Annotated in this window: 22 protein-coding genes and 1 pseudogene; 5 read left to right on the top strand and 18 right to left on the bottom strand. The window is 56.3% G+C overall.

All coding sequences use genetic code 11. From position 1 onward, the window contains the following. Positions 1 to 4: 4 nt before the first annotated feature. The 6 genes from AC0L73_RS17105 to AC0L73_RS17080 all read right to left on the bottom strand — a co-directional run bounded on the left by AC0L73_RS17105 (position 5) and on the right by AC0L73_RS17080 (position 5,241). Entirely contained in the window at positions 5 to 1,156 is a 1,152-nt protein-coding gene (locus AC0L73_RS17105; protein WP_473654357.1) for a Re/Si-specific NAD(P)(+) transhydrogenase subunit alpha, read from the bottom strand. A gap of 97 nt (positions 1,157 to 1,253) precedes the next feature. Continuing rightward, the gene (locus AC0L73_RS17100) at positions 1,254 to 1,382 is read right to left on the bottom strand and encodes an aa3-type cytochrome c oxidase subunit IV (protein ID WP_473654356.1); all 129 of its coding nucleotides are present in this window, start codon (positions 1,380 to 1,382) and stop codon (positions 1,254 to 1,256) included. A 119-nt stretch (positions 1,383 to 1,501) separates the two neighbouring features. Continuing rightward, a complete protein-coding gene (locus AC0L73_RS17095) occupies positions 1,502 to 3,274 on the bottom strand; it encodes a M3 family oligoendopeptidase (RefSeq protein ID WP_227951649.1) in 1,773 nt (590 codons plus the stop codon). Between the two features lie 54 nt (positions 3,275 to 3,328). After that, the gene (locus AC0L73_RS17090; protein WP_473654355.1) at positions 3,329 to 3,778 is read right to left on the bottom strand and encodes a PaaI family thioesterase; all 450 of its coding nucleotides are present in this window, start codon (positions 3,776 to 3,778) and stop codon (positions 3,329 to 3,331) included. Further along, positions 3,775 to 4,251 (bottom strand): PaaI family thioesterase, encoded by a 477-nt coding sequence (locus AC0L73_RS17085; RefSeq protein WP_227951647.1) that lies wholly within the window; start codon positions 4,249 to 4,251, stop codon positions 3,775 to 3,777. Before AC0L73_RS17085 ends, AC0L73_RS17090 begins: the two co-directional genes overlap by 4 nt. Positions 4,252 to 4,257: 6 nt before the next feature. Then, positions 4,258 to 5,241: an NAD-dependent epimerase/dehydratase family protein gene (locus AC0L73_RS17080; protein ID WP_473654354.1), complete on the bottom strand. Its 984-nt coding sequence runs from the start codon at positions 5,239 to 5,241 to the stop codon at positions 4,258 to 4,260. 194 nt (positions 5,242 to 5,435) lie between these two features. Between AC0L73_RS17080 and AC0L73_RS17075 the strand changes: the two genes are divergently transcribed. Together AC0L73_RS17075 and AC0L73_RS17070 are read left to right on the top strand one after the other, a co-directional pair. Beyond that, complete coding sequence (locus AC0L73_RS17075) at positions 5,436 to 8,906, top strand: indolepyruvate ferredoxin oxidoreductase family protein (protein ID WP_473654353.1); 3,471 nt, start codon at positions 5,436 to 5,438, stop codon at positions 8,904 to 8,906. 84 nt (positions 8,907 to 8,990) lie between these two features. Next, positions 8,991 to 9,221, top strand: a complete 231-nt coding sequence (locus AC0L73_RS17070) for a DUF1272 domain-containing protein (RefSeq protein ID WP_473654352.1) — start codon at positions 8,991 to 8,993, stop codon at positions 9,219 to 9,221. On the opposite strand, the gene AC0L73_RS17065 is transcribed toward AC0L73_RS17070, so the two are convergent. The 5 genes and pseudogenes from AC0L73_RS17065 to AC0L73_RS17045 form a co-directional block, all read right to left on the bottom strand. Next, positions 9,222 to 9,542, bottom strand: a complete 321-nt coding sequence (locus tag AC0L73_RS17065) for a hypothetical protein (protein WP_473654351.1) — start codon at positions 9,540 to 9,542, stop codon at positions 9,222 to 9,224. 86 nt (positions 9,543 to 9,628) lie between these two features. After that, positions 9,629 to 9,931 (bottom strand): DUF2312 domain-containing protein, encoded by a 303-nt coding sequence (locus AC0L73_RS17060; protein ID WP_473654350.1) that lies wholly within the window; start codon positions 9,929 to 9,931, stop codon positions 9,629 to 9,631. A 123-nt stretch (positions 9,932 to 10,054) separates the two neighbouring features. Then, a complete protein-coding gene (locus AC0L73_RS17055) occupies positions 10,055 to 10,348 on the bottom strand; it encodes a DUF1244 domain-containing protein (RefSeq protein WP_227951640.1) in 294 nt (97 codons plus the stop codon). A 30-nt stretch (positions 10,349 to 10,378) separates the two neighbouring features. Beyond that, a pseudogene (locus AC0L73_RS17050) lies at positions 10,379 to 11,523 on the bottom strand (carboxylate-amine ligase). Then, positions 11,513 to 12,295, bottom strand: coding sequence for an N-formylglutamate amidohydrolase (locus AC0L73_RS17045; protein ID WP_227951638.1), 783 nt, complete (start codon positions 12,293 to 12,295; stop codon positions 11,513 to 11,515). The pseudogene AC0L73_RS17050 and the gene AC0L73_RS17045 overlap by 11 nt, the downstream one beginning before the upstream one ends. A gap of 178 nt (positions 12,296 to 12,473) precedes the next feature. Here AC0L73_RS17045 and AC0L73_RS17040 point away from each other — a divergent pair, with 178 nt between their 5' ends. Both AC0L73_RS17040 and pyk read left to right on the top strand, forming a co-directional pair. Next, on the top strand, positions 12,474 to 13,346 hold the full coding sequence (locus AC0L73_RS17040; RefSeq protein WP_473654349.1) for an FkbM family methyltransferase: 873 nt from the start codon (positions 12,474 to 12,476) through the stop codon (positions 13,344 to 13,346). 116 nt (positions 13,347 to 13,462) lie between these two features. Beyond that, on the top strand, positions 13,463 to 14,887 hold the full coding sequence (gene pyk, locus AC0L73_RS17035) for a pyruvate kinase (protein WP_227951636.1): 1,425 nt from the start codon (positions 13,463 to 13,465) through the stop codon (positions 14,885 to 14,887). 11 nt (positions 14,888 to 14,898) lie between these two features. Here pyk and AC0L73_RS17030 read toward each other — a convergent pair whose 3' ends face one another. The 6 genes from AC0L73_RS17030 to AC0L73_RS17005 form a co-directional block, all read right to left on the bottom strand. Beyond that, a complete protein-coding gene (locus AC0L73_RS17030) occupies positions 14,899 to 15,507 on the bottom strand; it encodes a tetratricopeptide repeat protein (RefSeq protein ID WP_473654348.1) in 609 nt (202 codons plus the stop codon). A 19-nt stretch (positions 15,508 to 15,526) separates the two neighbouring features. Next, complete coding sequence (glcF, locus tag AC0L73_RS17025; RefSeq protein WP_473654347.1) at positions 15,527 to 16,828, bottom strand: glycolate oxidase subunit GlcF; 1,302 nt, start codon at positions 16,826 to 16,828, stop codon at positions 15,527 to 15,529. Between the two features lies 1 nt (position 16,829). Next, on the bottom strand, positions 16,830 to 18,068 hold the full coding sequence (locus AC0L73_RS17020) for an FAD-binding protein (protein ID WP_473654346.1): 1,239 nt from the start codon (positions 18,066 to 18,068) through the stop codon (positions 16,830 to 16,832). Positions 18,069 to 18,074: 6 nt separating this feature from the next. Beyond that, the gene (locus AC0L73_RS17015) at positions 18,075 to 19,565 is read right to left on the bottom strand and encodes an FAD-linked oxidase C-terminal domain-containing protein (protein ID WP_473654345.1); all 1,491 of its coding nucleotides are present in this window, start codon (positions 19,563 to 19,565) and stop codon (positions 18,075 to 18,077) included. A gap of 135 nt (positions 19,566 to 19,700) precedes the next feature. Next, a complete protein-coding gene (gene ykgO, locus AC0L73_RS17010) occupies positions 19,701 to 19,826 on the bottom strand; it encodes a type B 50S ribosomal protein L36 (RefSeq protein ID WP_161316603.1) in 126 nt (41 codons plus the stop codon). 123 nt (positions 19,827 to 19,949) lie between these two features. Then, positions 19,950 to 20,891: a methyltransferase domain-containing protein gene (locus AC0L73_RS17005; protein WP_473654344.1), complete on the bottom strand. Its 942-nt coding sequence runs from the start codon at positions 20,889 to 20,891 to the stop codon at positions 19,950 to 19,952. A 235-nt stretch (positions 20,892 to 21,126) separates the two neighbouring features. Here AC0L73_RS17005 and AC0L73_RS17000 point away from each other — a divergent pair, with 235 nt between their 5' ends. Then, entirely contained in the window at positions 21,127 to 21,336 is a 210-nt protein-coding gene (locus AC0L73_RS17000; RefSeq protein WP_473654343.1) for a membrane lipoprotein lipid attachment site-containing protein, read from the top strand. 15 nt (positions 21,337 to 21,351) lie between these two features. Here AC0L73_RS17000 and AC0L73_RS16995 read toward each other — a convergent pair whose 3' ends face one another. Continuing rightward, positions 21,352 to 22,932 (bottom strand): class I adenylate-forming enzyme family protein, encoded by a 1,581-nt coding sequence (locus AC0L73_RS16995; RefSeq protein WP_473654342.1) that lies wholly within the window; start codon positions 22,930 to 22,932, stop codon positions 21,352 to 21,354. Positions 22,933 to 23,022 lie beyond the last annotated feature (90 nt).

Here is a 23,022-nt window from a genome sequence, read left to right as displayed (position 1 = left end):
ATAATCAGTTCCCTCCCTCAGTTAGTTGCGGGTGGATAATGTTGCCATCGCGGGTGAGCGCGGTGCCGAGAACAAGCTCGTCCTCCCAGTTCAGGTTCAAATTCCCCGTTTCCTTGTCGATCATGGGGTTCAGGAAATTGAAAAGATTTTTCGCGAACAATGATGACGCGTCGCTGGCAAGTCGGCTCGGCACATTAAGATGGCCGACGATCTTGACGCCATTATCCGTCGTCACAACCTCGCCCGGTTTCGACTGGGTGACATTCCCGCCCGCCTCAACCGCGAGATCAACAATGACCGATCCCGGCTTCATCACGGCGAGCATTTCATCCGTAATCAAAATCGGCGCGGTGCGCCCCGGAATAAGCGCCGTGGTGATCACGATGTCCTGCTTCTTGATATGTTCGAACACAAGCTCCGCCTGGCGTTTCTTGTAGTCGTCGCTCATTTCCTTGGCGTAGCCGCCCTCCGTCTCGCCGGTCTCATCACTTTCGACCATGACAAATTTCGCGCCGAGGCTCTCGACCTGCTCTTTCGTGGCAGCACGCACGTCTGTTGCCGTCACGACGGCACCCAAACGGCGGGCGGTGGCAATCGCCTGAAGTCCGGCAACCCCAACGCCCATGATGAAGCATTTGGCGGGCGCAATAGTCCCGGCCGCTGTCATCATCATCGGCAGCGCCTTGCCATATTCCGCCGTTGCGTCCAGCACGGCCTTATACCCTGCGAGGTTCGACTGGCTGGAAAGAATATCCATGGACTGCGCGCGGCTGATGCGCGGCAGCAGCTCCAGCGAGATCGCGGTGATCCCTGCTTTCGCATAAGCCTCCGCCAGATCCTTATGTTGAAGGGCGGCAAGATGACCGATCAGGGTCGCGCCCTTCTTCATCAGCGCGATTTCATCCTCACCTTCTTCTTTAGTGAGCGGACGCTGAATTTTCAGGACAATATCGGCATCTTTCAGCGCAGCGGCCTCATCGGCGGCGATTTTCGCGCCCGCGGCCTCAAAATCCGCATCGGAAAAGGAACTGGCATTGCCTGCGCCTGTCTCGATAATGACCTCTGCGCCGAGACCGACGAATTTTTTCACGGTGTCCGGCGATGCCGCGACGCGCTTTTCATTTTCCCGACGCTCCCGGGGGATGGCGATCTTCATAATCGATCCTCTTGTCTGTTATTTGATGCAGGAATGACAGGCGCCCCGCCGCGCCAGAGAATGTTGCGGGCCGCGCACAAGGCAGCCCGCTTATCCACTAGGTCAGGAAAATCGCCATCAGGATCAACAGGATCACCAGAAAAATGGTGCCATATTTGAACAGCTTGATGAAAGCATCGAAGCTTTCCTTCTGGGCTGAAATGTCCATACTTCCGTTTTCATGCATAACAACAAACCCCTCGTCTATTTCGGTACTGTTTTAATTTGACCTGAAATATACCGAAAAATGCCCGTCGGGCAACAGAATGTCGTGTGCGATGCAATAAAAAGCTGAAATACCTGTGCCTAGAGCGCCTCCAATTCATCGATAAAGCCCTCGATCACGCTAAGGCCCTTCGACCAGAACGCGGGATCGGATGCATCAAGATTGAACGGCGCCAGCAATTCCTTATGCCGGAGCGTGCCGCCTGCTTTCAGCATATCGAAATATTTCTCCTGAAAGCCGCTCTCCGCATCCTGATAGATGGCATAGAGCGCATTCACCAGACAATCCCCGAACGCATAAGCGTAAACATAGAAGGGCGAATGGATGAAATGCGGGATATAGCTCCAGAAATACTGATACTCATCATGCAGCCGGATCGCAGGGCCGAGGCTTTCCTTCTGCACCTCCATCCAGATCTTGCCGATCTGGTCAGGGGAGAGTTCTTCTTTCCGCCGCGCATCATGCAGGCGTTTTTCAAATTCATAAAAAGCGATCTGCCGCACCACGGTGTTGAGCATATCCTCTACCTTGCCCGCCAGCATAATCCGCCGTTTATCCGGATCGGCCTCTTTTTCCAGCAACGCCCGGAAAGTAAGTTGCTCTCCAAAAACACTTGCGGTCTCAGCCAGCGTGAGTGGCGTATCGGCCAGCAACCCACCCTGCGGTGCGGCCAGAAGCTGATGCACACCGTGGCCGAGTTCATGGGCGAGTGTCATCACATCGCGGATATTGCCTTGATAGTTGAGCAAGAGATAAGGATGCACGCTCGGCACTGTGGGATGCGCGAAGGCACCGGGTGACTTTCCGGGGCGCACGGACGCATCAATCCAAGGCTTTTCAAAGAACTCCTTGCCAAGCTCTGATAGTTCCGGCGAAAAACGCCCATAAGCATCCAGAACCGTATCCCGCGCCTCTTTCCATGGGATGATGCGGTCATCGGAATCAGGGAGCGGCGCATTGCGGTCCCAATAATCAATTTTGTCCTGCCCCATCCATTTTGCCTTGATCGCATAATAGCGATGCGAGAGCGTCGGATAGGCAGCCTGCACAGCCTCGGATAACGCGTCAACAACCTCCGCCTCTACTTGATTGGAGAGATGTCGCATAGCGGCCGGCTCCGGGGAGCCGCGCCATTCATCTTCAATCGCCTTATCTTTTGCCAACGTGTTGGTGATCAAGGAAAAGAGCCGGACATTTTCGCCGAAAACCTTGCCGATATTTTTCGCGGCTTTCTTACGGATTTCCGCATTCGGGCTGGACAGAAGGTGCAAGGCCTGCTGAGAGGCCATTTCCTCGCCATCCACCTCGAACTTGAGGCCCGCCACGGTCTCATCGAACAAGCGCACCCAGGCGCTTCGGCCTGAAATATCTTTCTCATGCAAGAGCTTCTCGATCTCGTCGGAAAGCTGGTAAGGCTTGAGTGCCCGCACATTATTCAGCCAAGGCTCATATTTCTTGAGGCTGCTCCCCTCATACATCGCCTGTAGCGTGTCTTCCTCGATCCGGTTGAGTTCCAGCGTGAAGAATAAAAGATCAGTACCGATGGCGCTGATTTTCTCCTGCATGGTCTGGAAGAACTTGCCGATATCAGGGTCCGACATATCGCCCGCATAGACAAGATAGGCGTAGGACATGATCCGGCCTTCCAGCTCGCCAATTTCTTCATATTTGGCGATGGCGAGGTAAAGCTCCTGCCCATCAAGGGAGGTCAGCTTACCCTTGTACTGCTCGGCGAAGGCCTTTGCATCCCGCGCCGCCGTGTCCAGATCCTCAACAAGTTCCGGCGAGGTACGGGACGGATAAAGATCGCTCAGGTCCCATTCGGGCAAATTGGCAAGGGCAGACTCGGTCATGTATAACTCACTCCAACGAAAAAAGGCACTTCCTGTTCATTTAGGAAGCATTCCCTAACTAACAAGAAAATTGGCATGGGCAGAGGCAATCGGTTTTTTTCGGTCCTGTTGCCAGGCCTCGATGCGCAAATTGGCAACGCGGCGGCCCGGCTTGGTGACAACGGCCTCTGCATGGGTTTCAACAGGCTTGCCGGAGCGCAAATATTCCACCGTGATATTGATGATCTTGGGCAGGCGCGTCACCTCCTGCGTTGCCAGCAGATGGACGAGGGCTGTACTTTCCAGAAACGCCCCAACTACGCCGCCATGCAATGCCGGCAAGGTGGGATTGCCGATGAATTTCTTGTTTTCAGGGAGCACACAGGTCAACCCGCCGCCCCAGGGCGCGAGTTGCAGCCCGAGGAAGCTGTAATAAGGAATGATATCGAAGACCGGCTTCCAGTCCATGGTTTCCTTCGCCGAGTTGATCATCTTGACGAAATCTTCTGGTGTCATCTCACTCATTCTGCCGCTCCCTTCCTCTTCGCCGAATAATTAAGAGGCGGCGTATCAGTGGATCGCAGCATGAAGGTGCCGACGGAATTTGCAATCGGGTCCTCTGGATCGCTGTGATAAGCGATGGCGCGAACAAAGGCGATCTGTTTCGTCACCTTGTAGCAGGTCGCGCGGGTGAAGACATCCTCCCCCGGCGTTGCAGGGTTCAGATAGTCGATGCGCAAATCCAGTGTCGCCAGCGGGATATATTCCTTGATTTTTGCGTAGATGCACATGCCCGCGGCCGAGTCGATCAGAGTAGTAATAATCCCGCCATGCAACACGCCATTAACCGGGTTCCCGGCAAACCGCTCCTGATAAGGCAAGCTGAAAACCACCCCATCTTCGTTCATTTCATGCACTTTTAAGCCAATCTCTGCGGCATGGGGGATGCCATGTTCCAGAATATTCTGAATCTGGCTTATATCGAATTCTATCGACATGTAATTTTAGTCCTTATTACTGTATTCTTGGTACCATTTGACAAATTTTGGGAGACCCTCCTCGAGAGACGTCGTGGGTTCATATCCCACATCCTGACGGATCGGATCAATATCGGCGTAGGTCGCTTTCACGTCGCCCGGCTGCATGGGCAGAAGCTCCCGCATCGCCGTCATCCCGAGAGACTTCTCGATGATCGTTACAAAATCAAGCAGTTGCTCCGCCCGATTATTACCAAGATTATAGACTTTATGCGGCGGCTCTGCATCGGTTTTTTGAGGCGGATGCGCCAGCACAGAAAGAATGCCTGTCACCACATCGTCGACATAAGTGAAGTCGCGCATCATGTCACCCTGATTATAGATTTGAACCGGCTCGCCTTTCAGGATTTTTCCGGTGAACAGCCAATAGGCCATATCCGGTCGGCCCCACGGGCCATAAACCGTAAAGAACCGTAGCCCCGTTGACGGCACGCCATAGAGATGGGCGTAAGTATAAGCCATCAGTTCGTTGGCCTTCTTCGTCGCCGCATAGAGAGAGATCGGCCGATCCGTCGCCTGCCCCACCGAATAGGGCAGCTCGCTATTGGCGCCATAGACGGAACTGGAACTGGCATAAACCAGATGCGGGAGCGTCTCAAGATGGCGGCAATACTCCAGTATAGTAAGGAAGCCGGTGACATTTGCATCCGCATAATCGAACGGATGGGTCAGGCTGCGGCGCACCCCGGCCTGCGCGGCCAGATGGATAACCCCGGTGATGTCATCCTGATCCGCCATCGCCGCCGTGAAGGCGTCCCGATTTGCCAGATCGACCTTGCAGAAAGTGAACCCTTCCCGCCCCTCAAGCTGCGCGAGCCGGTCTTTTTTTAACCCGACATCATAATAGTCGTTGAGGTTGTCAACACCGACAACACTCTCCCCCGACGCCAGCAGTGCCTCCGACACATGCATGCCGATAAAGCCCGCCGCCCCTGTCACCAGAATGGTCATGATTTGCTCTCGAGAATGAATAAAATCTATAGATCTATCCTAATGCTATTTTGCTCCGAAAGAGTTAAAAAAATCGGATGACTCCGTAAATAAAATCTATATAAGTCAGTATTATTGACCTTTTTTGCTTTTCATGATAATCTGCTTATATCAATCAGCAGTAATCGTCTTTTTCTAATGGGAGTAAGGTTAAGATGCAGTTGGCGAATGTTTCACTGGACGACAAATACACGCTTGAAGAAGGCCGTATTTTCCTGACAGGTATTCAGGCGCTTGTTCGCCTGCCGTTAATGCAGAAGGAACGTGATCGTGCTGCGGGCCTCAACACAGCGGGCTTTATTTCAGGCTATCGCGGATCTCCGCTCGCAGGTTATGACCAGTCGCTCTGGAAAGCCTCCAAAATCCTTAAAGAAAATGACATCCAGTTCGAACCGGGCGTCAATGAAGACCTCGCGGCAACTGCCGTCTGGGGCAGCCAGCAACTTAATATGTTCAAGGGCGCGCGCTATGATGGCGTGTTCGGTCTGTGGTACGGCAAGGGACCGGGCGTCGACCGGACCGGCGACGTTTTCCGCCACGCGAACAGCGCCGGTACCTCCAAATATGGCGGCGTTCTAGCGCTTGCGGGCGATGATCACGGCATTGTCTCCTCCTCCATCGCGCATCAGAGTGAGCATAGCTTCGCCGGCTGGATGATGCCGGTGTTACACCCGGCCAATGTGCAGGAAATTCTCGACTATGGCCTCCTCGGCATCGAGATGTCCCGCTTCTCCGGCCTCTGGATCGGTTTTAAATGCATATCCGAAACTGTGGAGGGCGGCGCATCCGTCTACGTCTCCCCGACCCGTGGCAATTTTATCCGCCCGAATATCGAGATGCCGGAGGGTGGCCTCAATATCCAGCCCCATGACAACCGCTTTGATCAGGAAATCCGCCTCAACCAGCATAAAATCTATGCCGCCCGCGCCTTTGCCCGCGCCAACCATATCGACCGGGTGACCATGGACAGCCCCAAGCGCCGCTTCGGCATCGTGACAGTGGGCAAGTCCTATTATGACGTGCGTCAGGCACTCCGTGACCTCGGGATCGATGATGACCTTGCCGCTGAAATCGGTCTCACCGTCTACAAGGTCGGCATGCCCTGGCCGCTGGAGCCGGATGGAATCCGCCAGTTCGCCGAAGGGCTGGAAGAAGTGCTGGTGATCGAGGAAAAACGCGCCGTCATCGAGAACCAGATGAAGGAGCAGCTCTATAACTGGGACACCGGTGTGCGCCCGCGTATCCTCGGCAAGTTTGACGAGGACAAGAAGCCGCTGCAACCCTCCACCGGGGAATTGACCCCGGCCATGGTCGCGCGCACCATCGCGGCCCGTATCCGGCGTTTCTACACATCGGACTCGATTGAGAACCGCCTCGCCTTCCTCGACCGCAAGGAAAAGCAACTCGACGCAAAACCGGCGAAGCTGGTGCGGACGCCGTTCTACTGCTCCGGCTGCCCGCATAACACCTCCACCGTCGTGCCGGAGGGGAGCCGCGCCGTTGCCGGGATCGGCTGTCATTTCATGGTCACCTGGATGAACCGCAACACCGACACCTTCACCCAGATGGGCGGCGAAGGCGTGCCGTGGGTCGGGCAACAGCATTTTACCGACGAGAAGCATATCTTCGCGAACCTGGGCGATGGCACCTATCACCATTCCGGCATTCTCGCGATCCGGCAGGCAGTCGCGGCGAAGGCCAACATGACCTACAAGATTCTCTATAACGACGCTGTCGCCATGACCGGCGGGCAATCGCTCGGCGATAATTTCACGCCCTGGCAAATCGCCCAGCAACTCGAAGGCGAAGGCGTCTCTGTTATCCGCGTGGTGACGGACGAGCCCGAAAAATACCCGGAAGGTACGCCCTGGCCGAAAGGCACGACCATTCATCATCGCGATGACCTGGACAAGATCCAGCGGCATCTGCGGGAGGAAAAGGGCGTCTCCATCCTCATCTATGACCAGACCTGCGCCGCCGAGAAACGTCGCCGTCGCAAACGCGGCACCTTCCCCGATCCTGCCAAGCGCGTTATTATCAACGATCTCGTCTGTGAAGGCTGCGGCGATTGTTCCGTCAAGTCGAACTGCCTCTCGGTTGAACCGATCGAGACAGAATTCGGCCGTAAGCGGACCATCAACCAGTCCACCTGCAACAAGGACTTTTCCTGCGTGAAAGGCTTCTGCCCGAGCTTCGTCACCATCGAGGGTGGCGAACTCAGGAAAGCCGCGCCCCATGCCGCAGAAAACCCGGCGGAAGGCTTGCCCGCCCCGGCTGCGCGGGAATTGAACGGTCCTTATCGCATCCTGATTACCGGGATCGGCGGTACCGGCGTTGTCACCATCGGTGCCATTGTCGGCATGGCCGCGCATCTGGAAGATAAGGGCATTTCCGTCCTTGATCAGGCGGGCCTCGCCCAGAAGGGCGGCGCCGTCACCAGCCATGTGCATATCGCGCCGAAACCTGAGGATATCAACGCTGTGCGTATCCCTGCGGGCCGCGCGGACCTTCTCATCGGCTGCGACATGGTAGTGTCTGGTTCTTATGACAGTCTCGCGAAATTTGATGTCAATGTCGCCCATGCGGTGATCAACGCGCATCCGTCGCCGACCATGGACTTCACCCTTGATCCCGACGCGCCCTTCCCGGTGAAGGACACGCTTGATCATATCCGCGAAGCCATTGGCCCGGATCAATGCGACCTGATCGAGGCGAGCGAGATCGCGACGACGCTGCTCGGTGACTCCATTGCTACCAACCTCTTTATGCTGGGTTTCGCCTATCAGAAGGGCCTCATCCCGCTCACGGAAGAAGCGCTCCTCCGCGCCGTGGAACTGAATGGCGTCGCCGTTCCCTTCAACAAGAAGGCCTTCGGCTGGGGCCGCGTCATGGCCCATGACCCGGACCGGGTGATGAAGGAAGTGGCGGAGCTGAAAGGCCCGGCACTCCGGATGCAGCCAACGGAGAATCTGGATGAGATGATCTCCCGCCGGATAGAGTTCCTCACCGGATACCAGAATGCCCGCTACGCCAAGCGCTACAGTGATCTGGTGGCCCGCGTCCGCATGCGCGAAAGCGATGTGATGCCGGGGAACACTTCCCTCTCCGAAGCCATTACACGGTCCTACTTCAAGCTGCTCGCCTATAAGGATGAGTATGAAGTCGCCCGCCTCTACACCGACACAACCTTCATGAAACGGGTGGAACGGATGATGGATGGCGATTACCACCTCAAATTCCACCTCGCCCCGCCGCTCTTCTCCAAGCGCGATACGGACACCGGGGAGCTGAAAAAGAAGGAGTTTGGCGGCTATATGATGAAAGCTTTCGGCTTCCTAGCAAAATTCAAGGGGTTGCGCGGTACCCCGCTTGATCTCTTCGGCTATCAGGAGGAGCGTAAAACCGAGCGTGCCCTGATCAAGGAATTTGAAGGGATCGTGGCTGAGTTGTTGGACGGGCTGACGATGGAAAACCACGCCATCGCCGTCGAGATTGCGGCCCTGCCCATGCATATTCGCGGCTATGGCCATGTAAAAGACAAGGCGATCAAAGTCTATCGCGGCGACCTTGATAACCTGCTCGCCAGCTTCAAGAGCCCCGAGCCACAAAAGCAGGCAGCGGAATAGAGCAAAAGTGGTTCCCCGGACGGGCCATGATTGGGCCTGTCCGGGCGCGCTGTCTCCCGCTATAGAAGGGAAAAGGAGATGACTATGCTCGATCTCAGACCGAACTGCGAAACATGTGATAAAGACCTGCCCAACGGGAAGGTGGATGCCTATATCTGCACCTTTGAATGCACCTTCTGTAAGGACTGCATGGAAACGGTGCATAAGGGCGTCTGCCCTAATTGCGGCGGAAATTTCACGCTTCGTCCCGTGCGGCCTGCCGCGTTGATGGAAAAATACCCGCAGAGCACCAAGCGGGTACTGGTCAAGAAATAGCTAGTCCGGAAAACGGACCCAGTTTGGTCGGCTTTTCGGGGTCGGCTTGTTAGGCGGAGCGGACTTCGGGATGTCCCGCTGTTCCCGAAAGAGCGGCTCCAGACCGCTTCCCAGTGCTCGGATCAGATGCGCCGCCTCCATATTAAGCGCTATTATCTCCTCTGCCCCTGACGCGGCCTCTTCATGCCGACGCGCAGCGGAGATGAGCAGCCGCCGCGCCTCCTCGCCTGTGAACAGGCCATTCAGCACGCATTGCTGCAACATCAATTCAGAGATGGTAAGGGCCGCGAAGCCCGCCGCATCGGTGGAAAATTTCGTCATCGCTCCAAACCACCTGTGGGTTTATTACAGGTGTGTTCTGCACTTAATTATTGCAGATCCGGAATACAAGAGGCGCTGACAGATCCTTAAAAGGCGGCGGCTTCCGGTTCATTCCCTGCGTCGTCATCAGCCGGGTTTTCATCGGCTGCCATGCCAAGTGCATGTTTATACAGGTCAATCATATATTCCTGCTCCTGCACGTCGGCCTTGTCCATCTTGCGCAGGCGCAGCACGGCGCGCATGGCCTTGACGTCAAATCCGGTACCCTTGGCCTCGGCGAAGATTTCCTTGATATCGTCCGCGATACCCTTTTTCTCTTCTTCCAGACGCTCAATTCTTTCGATATAGGACCGTAAATGATCCGCGGCTACTCCGCCGACATCAGCCATGACTTACCTTCTCCGTGAATATATATGCCCATAAACCGGAATGAAATCCGGACAGGCTTTCTAGCATTTCTCCGCTAGACAAATCTATGCCTTTTCAGCAATATTTTTGCTATCCCGAAATGCTTAGTGATCCTTATGACTTTCCTTGAAGGCAGCTTGCTGCTCCGGCGTGGCCTCTGTCTGGTATTTCGCCTTCCATTCATCGAACGGCATGCCATAAACAATCTCGCGCGCCTGCATCTTGTCCATCTCGATGCCCTTCTCGTTCGCCGCCTCCATATACCAATTAGAGAGGCAGTTACGACAGAAGCCGCCGAGGTTCATCAGGTCGATATTCTGCACATCAGTGCGGGTGCGCAAGTGATCGCGCAGGCGACGAAAGGCAGCTGCTTCAAGTTCAAGTGTCTGCTGGTCCATTTTCTTCTCCCTTTGTCATTGCGCCGTTATTTATGAGTCTATGCCGGAAACAGTTTCATTCAAGACCTGATCGACAACTTTTATCAGCGCTGCCTTTTTGCTGTCCCCCGCCTCAGTCGCCGCGCGGTAACAGGCGATCTGCCGCTCCGCCGACGTGCCACGGCGGATTATCTCGCGCGCATGTTGCACCTCCTTCTCGCATCCTAGCGCCGCTGCATCCTCAGCGGTAAGCTCGATTATCTCCTCGATCAGGTCGGCGAACGGCACCGGCGCCGGAATGCCAAAATCGATCAGCTTGCCTTCAACACCAAAGCGCTGCGCGATCCAGCGGTTTTCCTCCACCAGTGTCTGCGGATAGATCCGCCAGCGCTGGTTATTACGGCGCAGGCGAAAGAGCATGCGAAGAACACAGGAATAAAGCGCGGCAACTGTGAGCGAATCCTCCAACAGCGGGCAGACATCGGCAAGCCGCATCTCCAGGGTCGGGAACTTCGCCGACGGGCGCATATCCCACCAGAGCTTCGTCCCATCCTCAATCGTTCCCGCCTCCACCAACGTATCGACAAGGCGGGAATATTCGCCGTAACTCTCAAACCGATCCGGCAGACCTGTCCGTGGTAGCGCGTCAAACACCGTGACGCGGTAGGATTTAAGGCCACTTTCCTCCCCCGCCAGAAAGGGGATGAGGTACTCAGTGCCAAGAGATGCGGCAGGAAATAGCTCGCCTGATTCATCAGATCAATGCGCAGTTCCGGATCCTCGATCGCGCAATGCACATGCATCCCGCAGATCATCATCCGCCGCACCGTCGCCTGCAAATCGCGGGCAATCGTATCGTAACGTTCTTTCGGGGTGTGCTTGAGCTGGTGCCAGTCAGCGAACGGATGGATGGAGGCGGCCATCAAGCCGAGGCCGTGTTTCTTCGCCACCTCCGCCGTGGTGCCGCGCAACTCCGTCAGTGCGTCGCGCGCCTCGGAGATATTACTGCAAACACGCGTGCCGACCTCTAACTGGGAGCGCAGAAATTCCGGTGTCACCAGATGGTCGGGCAGCCGCCGCTCGCATTCGGCAAGAATGTCCTCACTCGGCTCAATGGCGAGATCGCGTGTCTCCAGATCGACAAGCAAATACTCTTCCTCAATCCCGATGGTGAATGTCGGTTCTTTAACGCTCATCCCTGCCCTCCGGCTCATACATCGCAAGCGGCCCAAGACGGCTAAGCGCATCCGCCATGATGTTGGCCCATTTCTCCGCCCCTTGATGCGTGTCGATCAGGTCCTGCCTGATTTCAATGGCGACATTGGGAATATTCCGCTTCATGCCATGCTCATTCATGGTGTAACCCATTGGCTCTCGCGCCGAATAGGGTTCGTTATCCCCAACGACGAGGGAACTGTTCTCACGCAAGATTTTCAACAACGGCAAAGCAATGCGCGGGTCCCTGTCCCAGAGAACACCGATATGCCACGGCCGCTCGAAATCATTCATCACTGGCGTAAAACTATGCATTGAGATCAGGAGTGGCACCTCATGCACCGCGCATTTTTTCTCGATCAGGTCGGTAATCGCACCGTGATAGGGCCGGAAATAAGTCTCGACCCGCTCCTCCCGATCCTCCGTGCTTACCGTCCTGTTCGCCGGGATTTCAACGCCATCGCTCATCACGGGTGTGCTGGCCGGATCATCAGGATAACGGTTAGCGTCCAGCAACAGCCGCGAAAAACGCGCATAAATTGCCGTCGCCCCAATCTTGTCGGACAGCCGCCGCGTCACATCCTCGATCCCGATGTCCCACGCGATATGACGCGCCAGCACGGAATGATCGGTCAGGCCCAGATTATTATATTTTTCGGGGATATGCCGGCTTGCGTGATCCACAGTCAACAACAAGGCACTGTCGCTGTCGGGATGTTGAATATCAAATACGGGAGCGGTGCTGTCTGTCATGGGTCTCAATCATAAGGTACGGAACCGGTGGATACTATCCCAATCACGCCGCGTCTTACAATGATCGGAATTTCGAAAGCCAAATTTTGTAACAGCGCGATAATTTAGCTAACTGCGTCAGTCGATAACCCGCTATAAAAGGGTCAATGCTCACCCAAATATAACACCGCAGGATCCCATGCCCGGCAAGCTTGAAACCTATTTGATCGACGCAATCCGCAATAAACCGCTGAAAAAATTCTTCAAGGGGAAACAGGGCCGCAAGGTACTCAGCAAGGCTCTGCCCGATGATGTCATTGCGGTCACGGTGCAGACGGTCGATCACAAAATAATGGTTGATCCGCGCGATCTGGTGGGGCGTTCTGTTCTGTTGCATGGCAATTGGGGACGCGAAGGAACAAGTGGTGTTGTGGAGTATCTGACACGTATCGGCAAGCTGCACGGGCAAGGCGTTGCCCTCAACCTCGGCGCCAATATCGGCTGTCAGGCGCTTTATCTGAAACTCACAGATCAGTTCGACAAGGTAATCGCCGTCGAGGCCGCACCGCAAAATTTCGAATTTCTGCGCACCAACATCCATCTTAATGACTGGGCCAACGAAATCACACCGATCCATGCCGCCGTCTATACAGAGGATGGCACGATAGAGCTGCATTTGAAGGAAGACGACGTAAGCGGTGGCCATTCCCTGCTTAACCTGCCCGGCAACACCCGTTCTGTCACTGTCACAGCGCTGACCGTCGGCAGCATTGTCCAGCGCGAGAAGGTCGCTCCCGATGACGTGAAGTTTGTCTGGATGGATATCGAAGGATTCGATTTCGACATTCTCCAGGACATCAACCAGACCTTCGGTAACCGTCTGCCGGTCTTTTTTGAATTCTCACCGCGTTTTATTGGCGAGGAAAAGGCTCGCGAATTCATCGCCTATTTAAGAGAGAATTACACGAACATCCTTGATTTCAACAATTCTGGCGCCGGTCCAGGCCCGGTTACCGACTTTGACGCGCTTGCCAAAACCCCGCAACAGGATCTACTCGTATTCAGCGATTAAAACACCGCAACTATTCCAATCTATGGAAAAAACGCAGTTTCCCCCTCACATGAGTGTCATAAAAGGGGTAGTATAGATTTGCGAGTATGAAAAACCTACAGTAACGGGTGAGTGAAATGCGACGACTTAGGAAAACAAAGATCATAGCCACTCTCGGCCCGGCGAGTTCCAGTGCGGACAGCATTGAGGCACTGCATCTGGCGGGGGCCGATGTGTTCCGTCTTAACTTCAGTCATGGCGAACATAAAGACCATGAGGAACGGGCCACCGCTATTCGTGCGCTTGAGGAAAAGACAGGACGCCCCATCGGCATTCTCGCCGATCTGCAGGGCCCGAAAATCCGTCTCGGCACCTTTGAAAACAATTCGGTCATCCTGACCAATGGCGCAAAATTCCGCCTCGACCTCGACGAGACACCGGGCAACCAGGACCGGGTCTGCCTTCCCCATCCGGCGGTATTGCAAAGCCTTGAAGAGGGCAGCATCCTGTTACTCGATGATGGGAAGTTGAAACTTACCGTCATCAAGGCGGACAAGGATTTTGTTGACTGCAAGGTCACCGTCGGCGGCAAGATTTCCGACCGCAAGGGAGTTAATATCCCGAACGCACTTGTAAAGATGAGCCCGCTCACTGACAAAGACAGGCGCGATCTAGATTTCGCGCTCAGCCTTGGTGTGGATTGGGTCGCCCTCTCATTTGTGCAGCGGCCGGAAGATATCGCTGAGGTCAAGAAAATCGTCGCCGGTCGTGCCGCCGTCATGGCAAAAATCGAAAAGCCCGCCGCGGTGGAGGCCCTTGGCGGCATCATCGACCTTGCCGATGCCATCATGGTTGCGCGTGGTGATCTTGGGGTGGAAATGCCGATCCAGGAAGTCCCCTCCATTCAGAAAAGAATTATCGCCCGATCGCGAGAGGCGGGCAAGCCTGTCGTCGTCGCGACGCAGATGCTCGAAAGTATGATCGCTGCGCCGGTGCCAACCCGTGCGGAGGTGACCGACGTTGCCAACGCCATTTATGACGGTACGGACGCGGTCATGCTCTCCGCCGAAAGTGCCGCGGGTGATTTCCCATTGGAAGCCGTGGCAATGATGAACGATATTGCTGTGGAGACCGAGAAAGATCCGATGTATCGAAGCGTGATCGATGCCACGCATGGACCGCTCGAGGCTACTACCGCTGACGCAATCAGCGCCGCCGCCTCGCAGGTGGCAAGTACCATCGGCGCGGCCGCCATCGTCACCTACACGACTTCCGGCTCAACGGCGTTACGGGCCGCGCGCGAACGCGGGGAAACCTCGCTTCTGGTGCTTACCCCTGCACTCAAAACCGCGCGGATACTTGCCCTCGTCTGGGGTCTGCATTGTGTGCATACGTCGGATGCCAAGAATTTCGGGGAAATGGTAGATAAAGCCTGCAAGATTTCCTTTGCTGAGGGATTCACGCGACCGGGAGATCGGGTCGTGATCATGGCCGGGGTCCCCTTCGGAACACCGGGGTCAACAAATATCCTGAGGATTGCCTGGGTCGGCGGGGAGCATTAGAACGCAGAGAGCTAAATCCGTTTCTTGTCCCGCTCGATAATCAATTGATCGAGCCGGGCCTTCACACTTGGCAAATGCGGATTTATGGCAACAGCCTTTTCATAGGCGGAAAGCGCGCCCTCCTCACTCTTTTTCAGGTCATAAATCTGACCAAGGCCGGATAGCGCGCCGAAATGGCGGGGTTCCAGCTCCAGCGTGCGGCCGATATCCTCGATCGAACTGTCATATTCGCCAATCAGGAACAATACTGTCGCCCGCTTGTTCCAACCTTCGGAGAATTCCGGATCGATCTTGATCACCGTGGAGAAGAGAGTGATGGCCTTGGCAAACTGCCCCTGGCTCATATAGCTGATCCCCTGAAGCATCAGGAAATCGACTGTGTCACTGCCAGAGGTGAGCCAGATTTTCCAGATACTCCCCTCGATCACCTTGGCCTTGTCGATATCCTTCGTCTCGGAAAGTTGCCCAAAGAGATCATCGAGCTTAGGGTCATCCTGACGCGCAAACGCTGGATTTCCCCAGAAAAGGAGCCCTGCGATCAGGAGAAATTTCAAAAACCGTCGTCCCATATGACAAGTATAGCGCAGCTCGATGATTTTGGTAGCGCCGTCGGAAAACAAAAATTTGTGAACGCCCGGATCAACCGTCTTTCTGGAGTGCGGCAGGCTTTGGGCCGCCGGTCGCCCAATCAAGCAGTTCCACCGTATGCAGGACCGGCAGGTCCATGCCTGACGCAATCTGCGCGATGCAGCCGATATTCCCCGCCGCGACGAGATCGGGCGTGGTTTTCGCGATATTCGCAACTTTCCGTGCCTTCAGCTTGGCGGAGAGTTCCGGCTGCAACAAATTATAAGTGCCCGCAGACCCGCAGCAGATATGGGATTCCGGGATATCCGCCACCTCAAAGCCCATCTGGCCCAGCAGGTCTTTGGGTTCTTTTCGGATTTGCTGGCCATGCTGGAGCGAACAGGCGGAATGATAGGCAACCTTCAGCCCGGTTGTCACCTTCGGCGGCGTCAGCTCGATGCGGCTCAAAAATTCCGTGATATCGCAGGCAATCGCGGCGACCTTCCCGGCCTGCTGTGCTAGCTTCTTGTCCTTGTGATGAGCGAACAGTTCGCCGTAATCCTTCACCGTGGGCCCACAGCCGGAGGTGTTAATAATGATGGCGTCCAGCCCCTGCCCCTCCATCTCGCGGTCCCAGGCGCGGATATTGGCGCGGGCGAAGCCTTGTGCGTCTTTTTCCTTGCCCATATGCAGCGGCAGCGCGCCGCAGCAGCCTGCCGATTTCGGGATGATCACTTCAACGCCGTGGCGATTGAGCAGGCGGATGGTGGCGTCATTGATCTCCGGCGCGAGTACCTTCTGCGCGCAGCCAGCCATCAGGACAACGCGCATCTTCCGTTTCCCGCCCGCCGGATTAAGGCGACGGCTATCCAGGCGGGAGGCCGGCGGCAGCCTGGTCGGCGCCATTTCCAGCATCGCCTTCAACGGCCCGGAAAAGAGATCTTTTGCCGGACGCGCCAGCTTCGCCCCAAAGAGCGAGAGGCGGAACAGCGTGGGGCGCGGCAGCACAATGCCGAGCACACCCCGGAGCAGCCGGTCAAACAGCGGCCGCTTGTAGGTTTCCTCGATATAGTCGCGGCCATGCTCCACCAGATGCATGTAATCCACACCCGACGGGCAGGTCGTCATGCAGGACAGGCAGGAGAGACAGCGGTCGAGATGCTTTACCGTGGAGGCCGGGGCCGGCTCCCCGCTCTCCAACATCTGCTGCATCAGGTAAATGCGACCGCGCGGGCTGTCGCGCTCATCCCCGAGCTCCAGATAGGTCGGGCAGGTCGCCGTGCAAAAGCCGCAATGGACACAGTTGCGCAGAATATCGTTGGAGCGGGCGAACTTCGGGTCGGCAAGCTGAAGAATGGAGAATTCTGTTTTCATCTCAAACGCTTGCCTTCATTTCTTCACCCGCATACATGCGCCCGGGATTGAGGATGTTCTCGGGGTCGAACCCGTCCTTGATGCGCGCATTGATCTTCTGGATGGCCGTTGGCTGCGGCTGAAACGGCGCAATGCTCCGTCGGAGAGTTTCACTTCCCCGGATCAGTGTCGCATGACCCGCGCCGGAGAGTGCACCCCGCACCAGCGCCGAACCGCCATCCGCCAGCCCGTCGGGCATCTGCACCCAGACAAGACCACCGCCCCAATCGAGGAAATAATCTGCCTCCGCCGCCTTATCACGAATGGCGGCAATGAACGGGGCAGCGTTGGCAGGCGGTAGCGAGAGTTTCCAGAGCGGCCGCTCCGATCCCTCAAAGGCGCTCGCGTTGCTGACAAAACACCAGAGCTTATCCGAGTTATGGCCGTGCAGTTCCTCAAGCGCGCCCTCGCCTTGCAGCATCTCGCGGATGGCTGTGCAGCGGAATTCGGCGGACGGGCCCGGCCCCTCGATCTTGAGGGCCAGCACCGACTTGCCCGGACCGCGGATATACTCAATGTCGCATGTGGCGGCAATATCGGCGGGCAGCCATGCGGCGGCGGCAATATCATGGACGGAGGACAGCCCTCGGTTCATGATCGGCTGCGCCTTCTCCAGCGGCACATCATAGAGCAGCACGGTCCGGGTTTTCTCCGGCCGTGGCAACACCTTGAAGGTGAGCGAGGTGGCGATGGCGAGGGTGCCATAGCTCCCCGCGACCAGCTTGCAGAGGTCATAACCGGTGACATTTTTCATCACCCGGCTGCCGGTCTGAAAGGCTTGCGCGCGGCCGGTGAAGCCCTGAACCCCCAGCAGGTGATCGCGCGCGCTGCCCGCCTTGATGCGGGCCGACCCGGAGAGATTGGCACTGAAGATACCGCCAAGCGTCCCCGCTTCTGCGGCCCCGCCCAGCAGTGGACCGTAATCCGGGGGATCGAAGGCCAGTCGCTGCTCGCTCTGGCGGAGGAGCGACTGGATCTCGGAAACCTTCGTGCCCGCCTTCGCCTTCATCACCAGTTCGGCGGGTTCATACATTTCAACCCCGGTGAGGCCGGAGAGATCAATCCCCTGCTCCGTCGTGACAGGACGGCCGATCCCGGCCTTGCTGCCCGCCCCCTGGATCGTGAGGCCATGCTTGCCAGCGAGCGCCCAGTCGAGCATATCGGCAATTTGCTGTTCTTCGGTGATTTTACTGATTTGCATATCGGCCTAGAATCTTGGGATGTCGGGGAACGGCAATTCGCCATTATGAACATGCATCTTGCCCAGCTCGGCACAGCGATGCAGGACAGGGAAGACTTTACCCGGGTTAAGCCGCCCGTCCGGATCAAACGCGCATTTAAGCCGCTGCTGCTGTTTGAGGTCCTCTTCCGAGAACATTTCCCCCATCAGGTCGCGCTTCTCGATCCCGACGCCATGTTCGCCGGTCAGCACGCCGCCCACCTCGACGCAGAGTTTCAGGATGTCCGCGCCAAAGGCCTCACATTTTTCAAGCTCGCCGGGGTTATTCGCATCGAACAGGATCAGCGGATGCAGGTTACCATCACCGGCGTGAAAGACATTGGCGACGCGCAGGCCATACTGTTTCGACAGCTCGTTCATGCGCTTGAGCACCTTCGGGAGCTGGTTGCGCGGGATCGTGCCATCCATGCACATATAATCGGGGGAAATACGCCCGACCGCCGGGAAGGCCGCCTTGCGCCCAGCCCAGAAGGTCATGCGTTCCTCTTCGGTCTCGCTGATCTGGCTGACGGTCGCGCCGCAGTCCTTGGCGATGGCGTCAATCTGGGTCTGGTAATGGGCGATCTCGACTTCCGGCCCATCCAGCTCGATAATCAGCAGCGCCTCCACATCCAGCGGATAGCCCGCGTGGCAGAATTCCTCCGCCGCGTGAATGGCGTAGCGGTCCATCATCTCCATACCTGCCGGAATGATGCCCGCGCCGATGATCTTGCCGACACAATCGCCCGCCTGCTCGCTGGAAGGAAAACCGATCAACTGCGCCGAGATATGTTCCGGGCTGCGGAGAATGCGCACCGTTACCTCTGTGATGACTCCCAAAAGCCCCTCAGAGCCGGTCATTACGCCAAGGAGGTCATACCCCTCCGCATCGAGATGCTTGCCGCCAAGGCGGACGATCTCGCCATCCATGGTCACCATCTCGATCCCGAGGAGGTTATGGGTGGTCAGGCCGTATTTCAGGCAATGCACCCCGCCCGAGTTTTCCGCCACATTGCCGCCGATGGAGCAGGCAATCTGGCTGGACGGGTCCGGCGCATAATAAAAACCATCCGCCTTGACCGCATCAGTAATGGCGAGGTTGGTGACGCCGGGCTGCGCGACGATGCAACGGTTGTCATAGTCGATTTCAAGGATCTTGTTGAACTTGCCAAGGCCGAGCAGCACACCGTCCGCGAGCGGCAGGGCGCCGCCGGAAAGCGAGGTGCCCGCGCCGCGCGGCACCACATTGACCCCTTCGGCCTGGCAATATTTGAGGATGTCGGAAATTTCCCGTACCGTCGAGGGCAGGACGGCAATCATGGGGAGTTGGCGGTAGGCGCTCAGGCCGTCGCATTCGAAGGCACGGAGATCGTCTTTGTCGTCGATCACGCCTTCCGGATCGGAAATGATCCGGCGCAAGCCCGCCACCAGCGCATCGCGCTTTGCCAGTACATCGGCGTTTGGCTTCGGCATTAACATGGCGGCTCCCCCTTCAGGATTTTCCTGTTCCCCTGACATAGGGCGGAAAGCCGACACTTGGCAAACAAAAAAACCGTCAATGCCGGAGCATTACGGTTTTTTCCACATTACAGAACCAGTAACGTCGACGGCAGATTAGCCCTGACGCGCCTTGAAACGGCGGTTGGTTTTGTTAATGACGTAAACGCGTCCCTTGCGGCGTACCACGCGACAATCGCGATGACGCTTTTTCGCGGACTTGAGCGAGTTCAAGACTTTCATTGTCCAGATCCTAACAACTTAATAAATTTGAAGGCCGGAACATACTGACCCCGGCGCGGCCTGTCAATGAGGAAAAGGTCTGTTTTAGCGAAGAAATTGCCGGTTGCCCGTGTTGGCCGTCAATCAGATGATTTCAACGGGTTTGCGGGCATAAACACGGAAAACCTTGAGATGCCCGGCCTCTATTTCCTTGATCCGGCGCATCCAGAGTTCACCTTCAATGAGAATCCAGTCATGCAGATGGCCGCTTTTCTCGCCATTACTCGTCCGCGCGGCGTAATCCGCAAAAGCACGTAGCACATTTGCCTTGTATTCGACGGTGATATTCTCGGCGATGCTAACCTCAAACCCGGCCGCGGTCAGCAGCTTGCGCGTTTCCTGGACATCAATGGGGTTCGCCCCAATCGGCTCTGCGTCGCGCCATGCTTTCAATTCAGGCGCATCGGGGCTCGTACCTTCCAGCATATAGTCGGACATCATGAACTGGCCTGACGGCTTCAACATCTTGTATACAGCCGCAAAACAACCCGCTTTGTTCGCGACGGGAAACAGCGCCTCGGACGCATAGACAATATCGGCGGATCGCTGTTTGGGGTTGAAATTCTCAAAATCGCAATGGAAGAAGTTCACCTTCCGTGCAAGTCCCGCCATTGTCGTCATCTCATTGGCAGCATCCTGCAAAATCTGGTCTGAGTCGTAGCCAGTGACATAGGCGTCATATTCTTCCGATACCCAGCGGGAAAAGCCGCCGAGACCGCTGCCTAGCTCGGCAACGCTCAACGCTTTATTGATACCGAGTGGTTGCGTCAGCTTTGTTTTTGCATCATCCGGAACGCAACGGGTCATCCCCTCCCCGAAGAGGGTGACCACGGATTGCTGTCGGGCGAGGCTCCACCCCTTGACGGTAGGCGGACCGGCATCGATGACGGCCTCACGCGCCTTATCATCCCTGGATTTTTGGGATTGTTTCCCGCCGTCCAGCTCATAGCCGTCCCACCAGGCCTTCAGGCGGTGTTTGATCGACGGCTTAAGGCCCGTTTCCGGGCTATCCGATTCTGCGCTCATTCAAAAAATCCTGGAATATCTTCCATTACCGGACCAAAAAATTTGACCGTATATTAGAATATCCCAGAAAAGAATTAACCATTCGTAAAACGGTGATTTGCGGTGCCTAGGATACCGGATTTATACCCCGAAATTTCATCGTTGATAGAGCCTATCATTTGGTTTATTCCATAGTGGCAATCGCTATTTTGATTGATTTTGGAATACAGTAAATTAACTATTAGGAGTTCTACGTATGAAAAGATTTACCCTGGTAGCCAGTCTCATGGTGGCGCTATCTGCCTGTGCCGCACCGCCCCCGCCAGGCCCGGGACCAAATGGAATTGTTCGCTATGTTCCGCCCGGACCTAGCGCGGCTCCCGGACCCAGATATGAATGGGTGTATGGTCACGGCCGCGGCTGGGGATGGTGGCATCCGGCCAACGGCTGGTATAGCCGACCTTAACAGTCGGTCTCGGCCTTACGCATTTTCCCAATAGGGCACGCGCAGTTCCCGCTTCATGACCTTGCCGATGGTACTCCGCGGGAGATTGTCACGGAACTCAACCCCGCTGATCCGCTGGGTCTTGCCAAGGCGGTTGTTCACCCAGTCTTTCAGCGTATCCTCGGCCAGGCTTGATCCCGCCTTTGGCACGACAAGCGCGAGCGGGGTTTCGCCCCATTCTTCACTCGGGATACCGATCACGGCGACATCGGCCACATCAGGATGCTGCGCGAGTTCTACCTCGATATCGGCAGCGTAGATGTTGAAGCCGCCGGAGATGATCATGTCCTTCTTGCGGTCCAGCAGGAACAGGAAGCCGTCCTCGTCAAACCGGCCCATGTCGCCGCTCTTGAAGAATACTTTTCCATCGGGAGAACGCCAGATCATGTCATTGGTCAGGTCTTCTCGCCCGTGATATCCGGTCATCATGGCGTCCGACCGGCCGACGATCTCACCAATTTCACCTTGCGCAAGCTGGTCGCCCGCCTCATTGATGATACGGAGTTCAGTCCCCTCGCCCGCCATCCCGACGGAGGCCAGCTTGTCGGGAAATTCCGTGCAGGACAGCGCCGTGCCGATACCGCCTTCGGTAAGCCCGTAAATCTCAATCATCTTGCCGGGCCAGCGGGTGATGATATCGCGTTTCACCCCCTCCCGCAGCGGCGCGCTGGTGGAGAGTTTCACTTCGAAACTACTCAGGTCATATTTGTCGAAATCCGGATGAGCGAGGATGCGCTGATACTGTACCGGCACCAACATGGCGTGGGTAACCTTCTCCGCCTCCGCAATTTTCAGGAATTTTTCGGTGTCGAATTTGGGCATGACAATGATCCGCCCACCGAGTGCAAGGGTCGGAAGCAGCGCGACCAACGTGGTGTTGGAATACATCGCCGTGGAAACAAGCGTGACTGCGCCTTCGCGAACGCCCAGCGCCTCAAGACGGACGACATGCTGGCTGCGCATTTTCTGGCTCTGCTCAATTCCTTTTGGAACCCCGGTCGTACCGGACGAATAGATCAGGTTAAACGGGTCTGTCTCCTTCACATCTACATAAAGAGGATCAGTGGAAGCGCCCTTGATCAGATCTTCGTACGCCGTCCAGCCGCCGCCCGCAAAATCGAAAGCGACATATCCATCCGCCGGAACACTGTCGACCTTGCCTCGGAAAGGCTCGATCAAGTCGCGGGTGGATTTGGAGGCAAAAACAAGTTTCGAGCCGCTATCGCGGATCATCACTTCCAACTGCTCGGAGGATGCCATACCCGAAAGCGGCACAATGCAAAGCCCGGCCTGTAGCGCTCCCAGAAACACCTCCAGATACTCGATGCTGCTTTTCGCGAGGACAGCCACCATATCGCCCCGGCCAAGACCACGGCTTGCCAGCATATTGGCGACCATATTGGTGCGCGGCAGGAATTCCGCCCAGGTCCGCGTCTCGCCCTCACATTTAATAACGTCAAGCGACGGGTTCGCCGCGGCGGCGGCGCGAATACGTTCTGCATAATGCACAAAAGGAAAGCTCTCTTCGGCACTATCCGGCGGGGTGGTCTGGCTCATTCTTTCTCCATTCTCATTCGGTCACAGCGGACCGTGTCAATATTTTTATCGCAGATTAACCCCTGCCTCACGCCAAAGCAAAACAAAGAA

This window comes from Sneathiella sp. D3-11 (assembly GCF_055809395.1).
The sequence above is the reverse complement of the archived record's forward strand: the minus strand, read 5'-3'. Positions and strand labels throughout refer to the sequence as shown.

What these genes read in the sequence shown, in the direction of transcription:
- AC0L73_RS17045 (WP_227951638.1), bottom strand. Translation starts at nt 12,295, where the DNA reads ATGACAGACAGCACCGCTCCCGTATTTGATATTCAACATCCCGACAGC.
- AC0L73_RS17090 (WP_473654355.1), bottom strand. Translation starts at nt 3,778, where the DNA reads ATGAGTGAGATGACACCAGAAGATTTCGTCAAGATGATCAACTCGGCG.
- ykgO (WP_161316603.1), bottom strand. Translation starts at nt 19,826, where the DNA reads ATGAAAGTCTTGAACTCGCTCAAGTCCGCGAAAAAGCGTCATCGCGAT.
- AC0L73_RS17015 (WP_473654345.1), bottom strand. Translation starts at nt 19,565, where the DNA reads ATGTTAATGCCGAAGCCAAACGCCGATGTACTGGCAAAGCGCGATGCG.
- AC0L73_RS17055 (WP_227951640.1), bottom strand. Translation starts at nt 10,348, where the DNA reads ATGGACCAGCAGACACTTGAACTTGAAGCAGCTGCCTTTCGTCGCCTG.
- glcF (WP_473654347.1), bottom strand. Translation starts at nt 16,828, where the DNA reads ATGAAAACAGAATTCTCCATTCTTCAGCTTGCCGACCCGAAGTTCGCC.
- AC0L73_RS17020 (WP_473654346.1), bottom strand. Translation starts at nt 18,068, where the DNA reads ATGCAAATCAGTAAAATCACCGAAGAACAGCAAATTGCCGATATGCTC.
- AC0L73_RS17000 (WP_473654343.1), top strand. Translation starts at nt 21,127, where the DNA reads ATGAAAAGATTTACCCTGGTAGCCAGTCTCATGGTGGCGCTATCTGCC.
- AC0L73_RS16995 (WP_473654342.1), bottom strand. Translation starts at nt 22,932, where the DNA reads ATGAGCCAGACCACCCCGCCGGATAGTGCCGAAGAGAGCTTTCCTTTT.
- pyk (WP_227951636.1), top strand. Translation starts at nt 13,463, where the DNA reads ATGCGACGACTTAGGAAAACAAAGATCATAGCCACTCTCGGCCCGGCG.
- AC0L73_RS17080 (WP_473654354.1), bottom strand. Translation starts at nt 5,241, where the DNA reads ATGACCATTCTGGTGACAGGGGCGGCGGGCTTTATCGGCATGCATGTG.
- AC0L73_RS17075 (WP_473654353.1), top strand. Translation starts at nt 5,436, where the DNA reads ATGCAGTTGGCGAATGTTTCACTGGACGACAAATACACGCTTGAAGAA.
- AC0L73_RS17005 (WP_473654344.1), bottom strand. Translation starts at nt 20,891, where the DNA reads ATGAGCGCAGAATCGGATAGCCCGGAAACGGGCCTTAAGCCGTCGATC.
- AC0L73_RS17085 (WP_227951647.1), bottom strand. Translation starts at nt 4,251, where the DNA reads ATGTCGATAGAATTCGATATAAGCCAGATTCAGAATATTCTGGAACAT.
- AC0L73_RS17105 (WP_473654357.1), bottom strand. Translation starts at nt 1,156, where the DNA reads ATGAAGATCGCCATCCCCCGGGAGCGTCGGGAAAATGAAAAGCGCGTC.
- AC0L73_RS17070 (WP_473654352.1), top strand. Translation starts at nt 8,991, where the DNA reads ATGCTCGATCTCAGACCGAACTGCGAAACATGTGATAAAGACCTGCCC.
- AC0L73_RS17060 (WP_473654350.1), bottom strand. Translation starts at nt 9,931, where the DNA reads ATGGCTGATGTCGGCGGAGTAGCCGCGGATCATTTACGGTCCTATATC.
- AC0L73_RS17040 (WP_473654349.1), top strand. Translation starts at nt 12,474, where the DNA reads ATGCCCGGCAAGCTTGAAACCTATTTGATCGACGCAATCCGCAATAAA.
- AC0L73_RS17065 (WP_473654351.1), bottom strand. Translation starts at nt 9,542, where the DNA reads ATGACGAAATTTTCCACCGATGCGGCGGGCTTCGCGGCCCTTACCATC.
- AC0L73_RS17095 (WP_227951649.1), bottom strand. Translation starts at nt 3,274, where the DNA reads ATGACCGAGTCTGCCCTTGCCAATTTGCCCGAATGGGACCTGAGCGAT.
- AC0L73_RS17100 (WP_473654356.1), bottom strand. Translation starts at nt 1,382, where the DNA reads ATGCATGAAAACGGAAGTATGGACATTTCAGCCCAGAAGGAAAGCTTC.